Annotated in this window: 10 protein-coding genes; 6 read left to right on the forward strand and 4 right to left on the reverse strand. The window is 68.2% G+C overall.

Annotated features, from left to right (window positions below):
- Nucleotides 1-2 precede the first annotated feature (2 nt).
- The 4 genes from AZSP09_RS10110 to AZSP09_RS20600 all read right to left on the reverse strand — a co-directional run bounded on the left by AZSP09_RS10110 (nucleotide 3) and on the right by AZSP09_RS20600 (nucleotide 5,750).
- Nucleotides 3-668, reverse strand: a complete 666-nt coding sequence (locus tag AZSP09_RS10110; protein ID WP_152089944.1) for a protein-L-isoaspartate O-methyltransferase family protein — start codon at nucleotides 666-668, stop codon at nucleotides 3-5.
- 65 nt (nucleotides 669-733) lie between these two features.
- Nucleotides 734-3,937: an efflux RND transporter permease subunit gene (locus AZSP09_RS10115; protein WP_152089945.1), complete on the reverse strand. Its 3,204-nt coding sequence runs from the start codon at nucleotides 3,935-3,937 to the stop codon at nucleotides 734-736.
- On the reverse strand, nucleotides 3,934-5,088 hold the full coding sequence (locus tag AZSP09_RS10120; RefSeq protein ID WP_152089946.1) for an efflux RND transporter periplasmic adaptor subunit: 1,155 nt from the start codon (nucleotides 5,086-5,088) through the stop codon (nucleotides 3,934-3,936). The genes AZSP09_RS10115 and AZSP09_RS10120 overlap by 4 nt, the downstream gene beginning before the upstream one ends.
- 26 nt (nucleotides 5,089-5,114) lie before the next feature.
- Nucleotides 5,115-5,750 carry a TetR/AcrR family transcriptional regulator gene (locus tag AZSP09_RS20600; RefSeq protein WP_014235525.1) on the reverse strand — a complete coding sequence of 212 codons (636 nt, stop codon included), beginning with the start codon at nucleotides 5,748-5,750 and terminating at the stop codon, nucleotides 5,115-5,117.
- A 371-nt stretch (nucleotides 5,751-6,121) separates the two neighbouring features.
- Here AZSP09_RS20600 and AZSP09_RS10130 point away from each other — a divergent pair, with 371 nt between their 5' ends.
- Genes AZSP09_RS10130 through AZSP09_RS10155 form a run of 6 tightly spaced genes read left to right on the forward strand, consistent with a single transcriptional unit; the run spans nucleotide 6,122 to nucleotide 12,409 of the window.
- Nucleotides 6,122-7,732, forward strand: coding sequence for an ABC transporter substrate-binding protein (locus AZSP09_RS10130; protein ID WP_152089947.1), 1,611 nt, complete (start codon nucleotides 6,122-6,124; stop codon nucleotides 7,730-7,732).
- 47 nt (nucleotides 7,733-7,779) lie between these two features.
- Nucleotides 7,780-8,733: an ABC transporter permease gene (locus AZSP09_RS10135; RefSeq protein ID WP_014235527.1), complete on the forward strand. Its 954-nt coding sequence runs from the start codon at nucleotides 7,780-7,782 to the stop codon at nucleotides 8,731-8,733.
- Nucleotides 8,734-8,746: 13 nt separating this feature from the next.
- Nucleotides 8,747-9,640 carry an ABC transporter permease gene (locus AZSP09_RS10140; protein WP_130459891.1) on the forward strand — a complete coding sequence of 298 codons (894 nt, stop codon included), beginning with the start codon at nucleotides 8,747-8,749 and terminating at the stop codon, nucleotides 9,638-9,640.
- Nucleotides 9,637-10,695: an ABC transporter ATP-binding protein gene (locus AZSP09_RS10145; RefSeq protein ID WP_152089948.1), complete on the forward strand. Its 1,059-nt coding sequence runs from the start codon at nucleotides 9,637-9,639 to the stop codon at nucleotides 10,693-10,695. Before AZSP09_RS10140 ends, AZSP09_RS10145 begins: the two co-directional genes overlap by 4 nt.
- Entirely contained in the window at nucleotides 10,692-11,672 is a 981-nt protein-coding gene (locus tag AZSP09_RS10150) for an ABC transporter ATP-binding protein (RefSeq protein ID WP_152089949.1), read from the forward strand. Before AZSP09_RS10145 ends, AZSP09_RS10150 begins: the two co-directional genes overlap by 4 nt.
- A complete protein-coding gene (locus AZSP09_RS10155; RefSeq protein WP_152089950.1) occupies nucleotides 11,672-12,409 on the forward strand; it encodes a GntR family transcriptional regulator in 738 nt (245 codons plus the stop codon). Before AZSP09_RS10150 ends, AZSP09_RS10155 begins: the two co-directional genes overlap by 1 nt.
- The last annotated feature ends 15 nt before the right edge of the window (nucleotides 12,410-12,424 follow it).

Below are 12,424 nucleotides of genomic sequence, written 5' to 3' on the forward strand. Positions count from 1 at the left end.
AATCAGAAACGGAAACGCTCCTTGGCCGGCGCGTTCTGCAGGGGCGCCACCACGGTTTCGAAAAGGTTGAGGCTGGCGAAAGTGGTCTCGCCGGTACGGGTGATCATCTGGGCTTCCATCACAGGGGCTGCACCGACAAATACGGCCATGCGGCCGCCAACCTTGAGCTGTTGCAGCAGTTCTTCGGGCACCACCGGCAGGGAACCGGAAACGACGATGACGTCGTAGGGGGCACCGACGGCCCAGCCGCGCACGCCATCACCCACTTCGACAGCGACGTTGCTGATACCGGCCTTGGCCAGGTTGGCCTTGGCGGCCTTGGCGATGGCCGGGCTGATTTCGACGCTGGTCACCTGGTCGGCCTTGGCGGCCAACAGGGCGGCCATGTAACCGGAGCCGGTACCGACTTCCAGGACCTTGTCCTTGGGTTGCACGGCCAGTTCCTGCAGCAGCCGGGCTTCCATCTTGGGGGCCAGCATGGCGGCGCCTTCACCCAGGGGAATCTCCAGGTCGGCGAAGGCCAGGGCCTGATGGGCGGCAGGGACGAACTCCTCGCGCCGGACCTCGGACAGCAGGTCCAGCACATCCTGGTCCAGCACGTTCCAAGGCCGGATCTGCTGCTCGATCATGTTGAAGCGGGCTTGTTCCATGTTTTGCACTTGTTCCATCACGAGTCCCCGTCTGCGGTTGTTATATTAGCACTTACTAATATGTGGTTGGCGGAAAAAGGCGATTATAACTGAGGCCCCTGGCGACTGCCGGCCAGGGTTTCGTCCACCGTCTGCAGAGACTCCGCCGGTGCGGCAGGCTTGACCTTGTGCCAGGCGGCGTACAGGGCCGGCAGGAAAATCAGGGTAAGCAGGGTCGCCACGGTCAGGCCGCCCATGATGGCCACGGCCATGGGGCCGAAAAAGGCGCTGCGGGTCAGAGGAATCATGGCCAGGATGGCTGCCGCCGCCGTCAGCACGATGGGCCGCAGACGCCGCACCGTGGAATCGACGATGGCCTCCCAGCGGGGCTTGCCCGCCTTCTCGTCCTGGTCGATCTGGTCCACCAGGATCACCGAGTTGCGCATGATCATGCCGGAGAGGGCGATGGTCCCGAGCATGGCGACAAAGCCGAAGGGCTTGTTGAACAGCAGCAGGAACACGGTCACCCCGACCAGGCCCAGGGGTGCGGTCAGCAGCACCATGGCCACCTTGGAGAAGCTCTGCAGCTGCAGCATCAGTACCGTCAGCACCACCAGGAAGAAGAGGGGCACGCCGGCGGCAACGGAAGCACCGCCCTTGGCCGACTCTTCCACGGCACCGCCCACTTCCAGGGTGTAGCCCAGGGGCAGGGAAGCCTTGATGGACTGCAGGGATTTCTCCACCTGGGCCGACACCACCGGCCCCTGCATGTGGCCGTAGATGTTGCCGCGCACGGTGATGGTGGGCACCCGGTTGCGGCGCCAGACGATGCCTTCCTCGAAGCCGTATTCCAGGGTCGCCACTTGCGACAGGGGCACGGCCTTGCCGGCCCGGGTCGGCAGCATCAGGTCCGGCAGCAGGGAGAGACGCCGCCGCTCCATTTCGGTACCGCGCAGATGCACATCCACCAGCTCGGCGCCGTCGCGGAACTCGGTGACGCTCTGCCCCTTGAGGGCGGTGTTGATCAGGTTGGCGATGTCGCTGGAGGTGACGCCCAGCAGACGGGCCTTGGACTGGTCCACGGTGAGGCGGACCACCTTGGCCGGCTCCTCCCAGTCCAGGTGCACATTGGCCAGGCTGGGATTGGCCCGCATCACCTGGGCCACCTCGTGGGCGTAGCCACGCAGCACGTTGAGATCGGGCCCGGCGATGCGGAACTGCACCGGGAAGCCCACCGGCGGGCCGTTCTCCAGACGGTTGATGGCCGCCCGCAGGCTGGGGAAGTCATGCTCGAAGAGATCGATCAGCTTGCTGCGCAGGGCCTCCCGTTCCGGCGACCCCTGGGTCAGGATGACGAACTGGGCGAAGTTCTTCTGCGGCATCTGCTGATCCAGGGGCAGATAGAAGCGGGGGCTGCCGGTGCCGACGTAGGCCACCACATTGTCGATGCCGGGCTGCTCGGCCAGCCAGGACTCCAGGCGCTTGGCCTCGGCGTCGGCGGCATCCCAGGAGGCGCCCTCGGCCAGGCGCAGGTCCACGATCAGTTCGGGCCGGGTGGAATCGGGGAAGAACTGCTGCTGCACCAGGCCGAAACCGACGATGGAGGCGACGAAAGCCCCCACGGTGATGCCGATCACCAGCCAGCGGCGCCGCACGCAGGCATCCACCAGAGCGCGGAAGCGGCGATAGAAGGGCGTGGCGTAGATGTCGTGCTCGCTGTGGGTGTGGGGCTCCTTGTGCAGCCAGCGTTCTAGCCAGGGCAGGCGGCGCATCAGCCAGCGGCTGAGGCGTCCCGGCTCCTGATGGGCCACCCGGTGGTGGGCGAAATCCGGCAGCAGCTTGTAGCCCAGATAGGGCACGAACAGCACCGCCGCCACCCAGGAAATGAGCAGGGCGATCACCGTCACCTGGAAGATGGAACGGGTGTACTCGCCGGTGGCGGAAGCGGCGGTGGCGATGGGCAGGAAGCCCGCGGCCGTCACCAGGGTGCCGGAAAGCATGGGCATGGCGGTAGATTCGCAGGCGAAGGAGGCCGCCTTGGCCCGGGCCCAGCCCTGTTCCATCTTGGTCGCCATCATTTCCACGGCGATGATGGCGTCGTCCACCAGCAGGCCCAGGGCCAGGATCAGGGCGCCGAGGGAAATCTTGTGCAGGCCGACGCCGAATATCTGCATGAAGAGGAAGGTGATAGCCAGCACCACCGGAATGGTGATGGCCACCACGATGCCAGTGCGCAGGCCGAGGGAAAGCAGGCTGACGCCGAGGACGATGATCACCGCCTCGATCAGGGAGCGCACGAACTCATTGACCGAGCGCTGCACTGCCTGGGGCTGGGAAGACACCGTATGCAGTTCCAGGCCCACCGGCAGGCGCTCCTGGATGGAGGCCACGGCGCCGTCGAGGCCGCTGCCGAGGCGGATGATGTCCCCCCCCTTGGCCATGGAGACGCCGATCAGCACCGCCTCCTTGCCCATGTAGCGGATCTTCTGGGTGGGCGGGTCCTCATAGCCGCGGCCGATGCTGGCGATGTCGCCCAGGCGCACCTCGCGGCCGTTGGCCCGTAGACGGGTTTCCCGCAGGGCCGTCAGGTCGTCGTAACGGCCGCTGACGTCGATGCGGATGTGCTCGCTGGGGGTATCGAAGCTGCCGGCTGCCAGCACCGCATTCTGGTTCTGCAGGGCGGCCACCACGGCGGCGCCGTCGATGCCCAGGGTGGCCAGCTTGGCGTTGGAGAGTTCGATATAGACCCGCTCCTTCTGCTCGCCGAAGAAATCCACCTTGGCCACGTCCTTCACCCGCAGCAGTTCGGCCCGGATGGCCTCGGCCTGGCGCTTCAGTTCCGTATAGCCGAAACCGTCGCCGACCACGGCGTAGAGATTGCCGTACACGTCGCCGAACTCGTCGTTGAAGGTGGGGCCCTCGATACCCTTGGGCAGGGTGTAGCGCATGTCGCCCACCTTCTTGCGCACCTGGTACCAGATGTCCGGCACCGCGGCGGCGGGGGTCGCGTCCTTGGCCTGGAAGAAGATCATGGATTCGCCGGGCCGCGAATAGCTGCGGATGATGTCCGCGTAGGGCACGGACTGCAGGGTCTTCTCGATCTTCTCGGTGACCTGGCGCTCCACCTCCTGGGCGCTGGCGCCGGGCCAGGCGGTGCGCACCACCATGACCTTGAAGGTGAAGGGCGGATCTTCCGACTGGCCCAGCTTGGAATAGGCCAGCAGACCCACCAGGGTCAGGGCCACCATGAAATAGAGCACCAGGGCCGGATGCCGCAGGCCCCACTCGGAAATATTGAAGCGCTTCACTTGGCGGACTCCGCCGTCTTGGCCGCCGCGGGGGTCGCGGCTACGGGGCCAGCCCCGCCGCCGCCCACCATGGGCAGGGGCACGTTGCTCGGCTCCACGGCCCGCACCAGTTGGCCGGGTTGCAGCTTGTGCACGCCGGCGATGACCACCCGCTCACCCCGGGCCAGGCCCTTTTCCACCACCACGCCGTCCTCCCGGAAGGGCCCGGTGGTGACGCTGCGGGGCTGCACCTCGCCGCTCTGGGGATTGACCACCCACACCGTGTTCTTGCCGTCCTGACGGGTCAGGGCCGCGGTGGGTACCAGCAGGGGCGCCTCGGCGCTGCCGATGAGCACGCCGGCGGTCATGCCCAGGCGCAGGCCGGCATCCGGCTCCAGCACGGTGACCTTGACCTGGAAGCTGCGGGTGGCGGCGTCGGCTGCCGGCGCCACTTCCCGCACCCGGGCGGCGTAGGACTGGTCCTGGTTGGCCCACAGGCGGATGACGGCGCTGGTGCCGGGCTCGATGCCCTTCATGCGACCTTCCGGCACCGCCACCACCACCTCCTTGTCGCCCGCCAGGGCCAGACGGATGGCCGGCTGGCCGGCGCTGACCACCTGCCCCGGTTCCACCTTGACGTCGGTCACCACCCCGTCCTTTTCCGCCACCAGGTCGGTGTAGCCGGCCTGGTTGCCCGTCACCGCGGCCTGGGCCCGGGCCTGGTCGAGGCGGGCCTGGGCGGCCTTGAACAGGGCCTCGCGGCTGTCGAAGGCGCTCTGGGAGATGAACTGTTTTTCCAGCAGCTTCTTCTGCCGCTCGTATTCCGCCTTGGCCACCAGGAAGTCGGCTTCTGCCGCCTTGGTCTGGGCATTGGCGGCGGCCGCCGAGAGGCCCGCATCCACCGGGTCCAGGCGAGCCAGGATCTGGCCCTTCTTCACCACGGCGCCGATATCCACCTTGCGTTCCACCACCTTGCCGCCGATGCGGAAGCCCTGGTCGGTCTCGTAGCGGGCCCGCACCTCGCCCACCCACAGCATGTCGCTCTGGCCGGCGGCGCCCACCACCTGGGTCAGGGCCGGGCGGGGCTCGGGCGCCTTGGGCGCCTCCTTGCCGCAGGCGGCCAGGACCATGGCCGTGACGGCCAGCAGCGCGAAGGAAGGAATGGTTTTCATGGGGAGGACTCCGGAAGGGGCGGCGCTCACGGCCGCAGGCCCTTGATCAACAAATCGAAATGGGTGTCGAGGAAACGGACGGGGTCCCGCTCCTCCTCGGCGCAGCAGGGGCCGATGGAATAGCGCCACACGGCCAGCATCAGGATGGGGGCGAAGATGACGTCCACCGCCATGCCCACATCCACGGGGCGGAACTCGCCCTGATCCATGCCGCGCTGCAGGGCCTCCCGCAGCAGGGCGCGGCCCGGGTCGATGACGTTCTCCCGGTAGAACGCCGCCACCTTGGGGAAGTTGCCGGCCTCGGAAACCATCAGCTTGGGCACGCCGCCCAGGGGACTTTCCCCCAGCAGCTCCCACCAGCCGAGCAGCAGGCAGCGCAGTAGTTCGCTGGCCGAGCCCTGATGTTCCTCCAGCATGGTGCGCCCCTCGTTCATGGCCGGGATGATGCCTTCCCGGATCACCGCCTCGAACAGGGCTTCCTTGCTGTCGAAATAAAGGTACAGGGTGCCCTTGGAGACGCCGGCCCGGGCGGCGATGTCCTCCAGCCGGGTGGCGGCGAAACCGCGTTCGGTAAACAGCTCCAGGGCAGCAGCCGTCAGCTCCTGGGGGCGGGCTTCCTTGCGGCGGCGGCGGGGTGGATCGGCGGAATCACAGAGAGACATGGGAATACATTACTGACTGACCGGTCAGTAATGTATTGAAAAGAAAAGGCCCGGTCAACCCACCACCAGCCCGCCTCTTTCCCCTTGCTGCCGCCCATTCCTTTCGCTGGCAAAGGGCCGCGCCCCCAAGGCCGGCCGTACGGCCAATGACGGAACCTGGCCTAGCACCTAAGCAGTGATCTTCTCCGGGCATGCGCCCCGTCCAGGTGCATCTTGCATGCAAGTCTCGGTAGGAGCGTCACTGCGGCGAGAAAAACAATTTGCCAACTAGCAACAAACATTCAAGCGATTAGGAAATACATCGAGGCTCCGGCCCGGTCTGGCACGTTGCATGCAACTTCACGACTGTCTCCCCAACCTAGGAGTAGTCGATGAAACCCCGCAATTTCAAGCTTCGCCACTGGCTGGCGGCCCTCCCCCTGAGCTTCGCCCTGCATGCAGGACTGCATGCAGAAACGGTGGCCCGCTACGGCATTTCCATGGCCGACATTCCCCTCACCACCGGCCAGCCGGACCGGGGCGCCGGCGCCTACCAGTTCACCGGCCACACCCTGTACGACCCCCTGATCGCCTGGGAAGCCAACGTGGGCAACCGCCCCGGCAAGCTGGTGCCCGGCCTGGCCACCGAGTGGAAGGCAGATCCGAAGGACAACAAGAAGTGGCGCTTCACCCTGCGCAAGGGCGTCAAGTTCCATGACGGCTCCGAATTCACTGCCGATGCGGTGGTCTGGAACCTGGACAAGGTCCTGGCGGAAAAATCGCCCCAGTTCGACGCCAAGCAGAGCGCCCAGGTACGCCCGCGCATTCCCTCCATCGCCTCCTACCGCAAGGTGGGCCCCTACGAGGTGGAGATCACCACCAAGGACGTGGATGCCCTGTTCCCCTACCAGTTGCCCTGGTTCCTGGTCTCCAGCCCGGCCCAGTGGGAAAAGCTGGGCAAGGACTGGAACAAGGTGGCCAGCCAGCCCTCCGGCACCGGCCCCTTCAAGCTGGACAAGCTGGTCCCCCGGGAGCGGGCCGACCTGGTGAAGAACGCCGCCTACTGGGACAAGAGCCGCCTGCCCAAGACCGACCGCATCGTCCTGCTGCCCATCCCCGACGCCATGACCCGGGCCAACGCCCTGCTCAACGGCCAGGTGGACATCATCGAGACGCCGCCCCCGGATGTGCTGCCCCAGCTCAAGGCCGGCGGCTTCAAGCTGGTGCAGAACGTCACGCCCCACGTCTGGCCCTACCACTTCTCCACCTATCCGGGCTCGCCGTGGACCGACATCCGGGTGCGCAAGGCGGCCAACCTGGCCATCGACCGGGATGCGGTGGTCAAGCTGATGAGCGGTCTGGCCACCCCGGCCAAGGGCCAGGTGGACGCTACCAGCCCCTGGTTCGGCAAGCCCGGCTTCAAGATTGGCTACGACCTGGCCGCCGCCCGTGCCCTCATGGCCCAGGCCGGCTACGGCCCCTCCAAGCCCCTCAAGGCCAAGGTCATCATCGCCCAGGGCGGCACCGGCCAGATGCTGTCCCTGCCCATGAACGAGTTCGTGCAGCAGAGCCTGGCGGAGATTGGCATCGAGGTGACCTTCGAGGTGGTGGAGCTGGAGAACCTGTACCGCCACTGGCGCGCCGGGGCCAAGGCCGACATCAACGCCGGCAAGGGTATCACCGCCATCAACCTGGGCTACGTCACGGCCGACCCGTTCTACGCCATCACCCGCTTCACCGACAGCCATTACGTGGCGCCCAACGGGGTGAACTGGGGCGGCTACAACAACCCCAAGGTGGACGCGGCCCTGGAGAAGATCCGCACCACCTTCGACAGCAAAACCCAGGACGGCCTGCTCGCCTTCGTGCACCAGAGCATGGTGGACGACGCCCAGATGCTGTGGGTGGTGCATGACGTGAATCCCCACGCCCTGTCGCCCAAGGTCAAGGAGTTCATCCAGGCCCAGCACTGGTTCCAGGACCTCACCACCATCCGCATGTAATCCCCACCGGGCCGGGGTTAGCCCCGGCCCATGACGGAAAGCCCGCCATGTTTGCCTACATCCTGAAACGGCTGATCTACGCCATCCCCATCGCCCTCAGTGTGACGGTGGTGTCCTTCGTCCTCGTCTATCTGGCCCCGGGCGACCCCCTCAACGCCATTGCCCCGGCCGACGCGCCGGAAGAGGTGATCCAGGCCTTGAAGAGCGCCTATGGCCTGGACAAGCCGGTGCCCGTGCAGTACGGCCTGTGGCTGATGCGCGCCGTGCAGGGCGACCTGGGCCTGTCCATCGCCTCGGGCCGGGAAGTCACCGCCGAAGTGCTCAGCGCCGTCAGCAACACCCTGCTCCTGGCCGGCATGGCCGCCGCCATCGGCGTCGTGCTCGGCTGCATCCTCGGTGCCCTTGCCGGCTACCGCCACGGTACCTGGATCGACAAGGCGGCCACCGCCCTCTCCGTGGTCGGCGTCAGCATCCCCCACTACTGGCTGGGCCTGGTCCTGACCATCCTCTTTTCCATCTGGCTGCCCTGGTTCCCGGCCATGGGCGCCGGCCCCGGCGGCTCCGGCGAATGGCTGTGGGACCTGGAGCACCTGCGCTACCTGGTGTTGCCGGCCCTGACCCTGTCGGTGATCCCCATGGGCATCATCACCCGTACCGTGCGGGCCCTGGTGGCCGACATGCTGGGCCAGGAATTCGTGACCGCCCTGCGCGCCCGGGGTCTCTCCGGCGGCGCCGTCTTCCGCCACGTGGCCAAGAACACCGCCCCCACCGTGCTGGCCGTAGCCGGCCTGCAGATCGGCTACCTGATGGGCGGCTCCATCCTGGTGGAAACCGTCTTCGCCTGGCCCGGCACCGGCTTCCTTCTCAACACCGCCATCTTCCAGCGGGACATCCCCCTGCTCCAGGGGACCATCCTGGTGCTGTGCATGTTCTTCGTGGTGCTCAACCTGCTGGTAGACATCCTGCAACCCCTGATCGACCCGCGCATGGGCCGCAGCTGAAAGAGGAACGACCATGTCCGCAACCCTTCCCCTCCCCCTGCCGGCCGCTGCGGCGCCGGCCCAGCCCAGCCGCAGCTACTGGACCGTGGTGTGGCGCCAGCTGCGGCGCGACCCCATGGCCATGGCCAGCGCCGCCGTGCTGCTGCTGATCGTCGGCGCCGCCGTGTTCGCGCCCTGGCTGGCCCCGGCCGATCCCTACAAGGCCAGCATGATCAAGCGCCTGCTGCCCATCGGCAGCCCCGGCTTCCTTCTCGGCACCGACGAGCTGGGCCGCGACCTGCTCAGCCGCCTCATGCACGGCGGCCGCCTCTCCCTGCTCATGGGTGTGGTGCCGGTTCTGGCGGCCTTCGGCATCGGCACCACCATCGGCCTCCTGGCGGGCTACGTCGGCGGCCGGGTGAACATGGCCATCATGCGCGTGCTCGACATCTTCTACGCCTTCCCCTCGGTGCTGCTGGCGGTGGCCATCTCCGGCGCCCTGGGGCCAGGCATGAGCAACAGCCTGATCGCCCTGACCCTGGTCTTCGTGCCCCAGGTGGTGCGGGTGGCCGAGAGCGTCACCACCCAGGTGCGCCAGCTGGACTACATCGAGGCGGCGCGCATGAGCGGCGCCGGGGCCTTCTCGATCATCCGCACCCACGTGCTGGGCAATGTGCTGGGACCGGTCTTCGTCTATGCCACCGGCCTCCTCAGCGTCAGCATGATCCTGGCCTCGGGCCTGTCCTTCCTCGGTCTCGGGGTGAAGCCGCCGGAACCCGAGTGGGGCCTCATGCTCAACACCCTGCGCTCGGCCATCTACAGCAATCCCTGGGTCGCCGCCCTGCCCGGCGTGCTGATCTTCGTCACTTCCATCGCCTTCAACCTGCTCGCTGACAGCGTGCGCTCCGCCATGGACATCCGCAAATGAACGCCGCCCTCGCCCCCACGCCCGCCCCCCACGACATGGGCGGCCCCGCCCAGCCCCTGCTCATCGTGCGCGACCTGAAGAAGCACTTTCCCGTGCGCAGCAGCCCCCTGGACCGGGAACGCAAGTTCGTCCACGCCGTGGACGGGGTCAATTTCTCCGTCCCCAAGGGCAAGACCCTGGGCATTGTCGGCGAATCCGGTTGCGGCAAATCCACCACCGCCCGCCTGGTGGCCCGGCTGATGCCCGCCGATGCGGGCGAGCTGATCTTCGACGGCGAGGGGGTGGAGGAATTCCGCGGTCTGCGCCTCAAAGAGTTCCGCCGCAACCTGCAGATGGTGTTCCAGGATTCCTTCGCCTCCCTCAATCCCCGCCTCACCATCGCCGAAACCATCGCCTACGGGCCCAAGGTGCACGGCATCGCCCGGGCCGACCACCAGGCCAGGGAACTGCTCGACCGGGTGGGGCTGGACCCGAGCCACTTCGCCGGCCGCTATCCCCACGAGCTGTCCGGCGGCCAGCGGCAGCGGGTGAACATCGCCCGGGCCCTGGCCTTCGACCCGCGCCTGGTGATCCTGGACGAGGCCGTGGCGGCCCTCGACAAGTCGGTCCAGGCCCAGGTGCTCAACCTGCTGCAGGAGCTGAAGGCGGAGCGCCAGCTCACCTATCTCTTCATCTCCCACGACCTGCACGTGGTGCATTACCTGTCGGACTACGTGATGGTGATGTACCTGGGCCAGGTCATCGAGAGCGGCCCGGTGGAGCGCATCTACGGCCATCCGGCCCACCCCTACACCCGGGCCCTGCTCTCCGCCGTGCCCTCCATGGACCCGGAGCACCGCACCCAGGCCTCGCCCCTGGCCGGCGACCCGCCCAACCCGATCAACCCGCCCAGCGGCTGCCGCTTCCGCGACCGCTGCCCCCACGCCCACGCCGTCTGCGCCAGCGCCACGCCGGCCCTGCGGGACATGGGCCGCCATAGCGAGCACCTGGCGGCCTGCCATCTCAACGATCCCGCTTCCGGCCACCCGGAAGCCCACCAGGAGCAACGTCCATGACTACCCCGCTCGTCTCCATCCAGGATCTGACCGTGCAGTTCCACGGCGCCCGCCGCGCCAGCGCCCTCAACCAGGTGAGCCTGGAACTGGGCCAGGGCGAGGTGCTGGGACTGCTGGGGGAATCGGGCTCGGGCAAGAGCGTGACCCTGCGCACCCTGCTGCGCCTGCACCCGGAGCGCCACACCCGCACCGCCGGCCGCATCCGGGTGGACAGCCAGGACGTGCTGGCCCTGCGCGGCCGGGAGCTGGACCGCTACCGGGGCGGCACCGTCTCCATGGTGTTCCAGGAGCCGGGCCTGGCCTTCGACCCGGTGTACACCATCGGCCAGCAGATCAGCGAGGCGGTGCGGGTGCACGAGGGCGTGGACCAGGCCACCGCCGCCGCCCGGGCCCTGTCCATGCTGGAGCGGGTGCAGATTCCCCAGGCCCGCCGCCGCTTCGACGCCTATCCCCACGAGCTGTCCGGCGGCATGCGCCAGCGCGCCATGATCGCCCTGGCCCTGGCCTGCAAGCCCAAGCTGCTGCTGGCGGACGAGCCCACCACCGCCCTCGACGCCACGGTGCAGATCCAGATCCTGCTGCTGTTGCGGGAGCTGCAGCGGGAAACCGGCATGTCGGTGATTTTCGTCACCCACGACATCGGCGCCGCGGTGGAGGTGGCCGACCGCATCGCCGTCATGTACGCCGGCCGCATCGTCGAGCAGGGCCCGGTGGGGCAGCTGGTGCGCCAGCCCTGTCACCCCTACACCCGGGGCCTGCTGGCGGCCACCGTCGGCCACGAGCACCGGGGCCGCCCCCTGGAGGCCATCCCCGGCTCGCCGCCGGACCTGGCCGCCCTGCCCCCGGGCTGCAGCTTCGCCCCCCGCTGCAGCCACGCCAGCGAGCGCTGCCACCGCGACATCCCGCCCCTGGAGCAGCAGGGCGCCCGCACCCTGGCCTGCTGGCATCCGGTGCGCCTGCTGGGGGAGGCCGCCTGATGGAAAGCGCCATCCACACCGCCGCCCCGCCGGAGGCCGGGCGCAGCCGGGGCAGCCTGGCGGAGGATGTCTGCCGCAGGATTGCCGACGAGATCGTCCTCGGCCAGCTGGCCCCCGGCACCCGCCTGGACGAAGTGACCCTGGCCGCCCGCTTCGCCGTCTCCCGCACCCCGGTGCGGGAAGCCCTCAAGCAGCTGGCCATCATGGGCCTGGTGGAGACCCGCCCCAACCGGGGCTCGGTGGTGGCCGCCCTGTCGGTGGAACAGCTCAACCACATGTTCGAGGCCATCGCCGAACTGGAGGCCGCCTGCGCCCGCCACGCCGCCCTGCGCATGAGCGAGGCGGACCGGGCCGCCATGCGCCAGCACCACGCCGAGGGCCGGGCCGCCATGCAGGCCGGCGACATCGAGCGCTACGAGGCGGCCAACGTCGCCCTCCACGCCACCATCATCCGCGGCTGCTACAACCCGGTGCTGATCGACATGGCCACCAGCCTGCGGGACCGGGTCTCCAGCTTCCGCCGCACCCAGTTCCGCAACCTGGAGCGCATGAGCGAATCCTTCGAGGAGCACTCGGTGATCGTGGAGGCCATCTTGGCCCACGACGTCATCACCACCTACCGGGAAATGCGCTCCCACCTCATCTCCGCCCGCAGCGCCACCACCCGGGCGGCGCCGGCCTGGGGCAACGCCCCGGCCACTGCCGCCGCCCCCCTCCCGCCCGACCCCCTGCCCTGATCGCGAAAGGCCATT

It is taken from the genome of Azospira sp. I09 (assembly GCF_009177135.1).
Classification (GTDB): domain Bacteria; phylum Pseudomonadota; class Gammaproteobacteria; order Burkholderiales; family Rhodocyclaceae; genus Azospira; species Azospira oryzae.

What these genes read in the sequence shown, in the direction of transcription:
- AZSP09_RS10110 (WP_152089944.1), bottom strand. Translation starts at nt 668, where the DNA reads ATGGAACAAGTGCAAAACATGGAACAAGCCCGCTTCAACATGATCGAG.
- AZSP09_RS10120 (WP_152089946.1), bottom strand. Translation starts at nt 5,088, where the DNA reads ATGAAAACCATTCCTTCCTTCGCGCTGCTGGCCGTCACGGCCATGGTC.
- AZSP09_RS20600 (WP_014235525.1), bottom strand. Translation starts at nt 5,750, where the DNA reads ATGTCTCTCTGTGATTCCGCCGATCCACCCCGCCGCCGCCGCAAGGAA.
- AZSP09_RS10130 (WP_152089947.1), top strand. Translation starts at nt 6,122, where the DNA reads ATGAAACCCCGCAATTTCAAGCTTCGCCACTGGCTGGCGGCCCTCCCC.
- AZSP09_RS10135 (WP_014235527.1), top strand. Translation starts at nt 7,780, where the DNA reads ATGTTTGCCTACATCCTGAAACGGCTGATCTACGCCATCCCCATCGCC.
- AZSP09_RS10140 (WP_130459891.1), top strand. Translation starts at nt 8,747, where the DNA reads ATGTCCGCAACCCTTCCCCTCCCCCTGCCGGCCGCTGCGGCGCCGGCC.
- AZSP09_RS10145 (WP_152089948.1), top strand. Translation starts at nt 9,637, where the DNA reads ATGAACGCCGCCCTCGCCCCCACGCCCGCCCCCCACGACATGGGCGGC.
- AZSP09_RS10150 (WP_152089949.1), top strand. Translation starts at nt 10,692, where the DNA reads ATGACTACCCCGCTCGTCTCCATCCAGGATCTGACCGTGCAGTTCCAC.
- AZSP09_RS10155 (WP_152089950.1), top strand. Translation starts at nt 11,672, where the DNA reads ATGGAAAGCGCCATCCACACCGCCGCCCCGCCGGAGGCCGGGCGCAGC.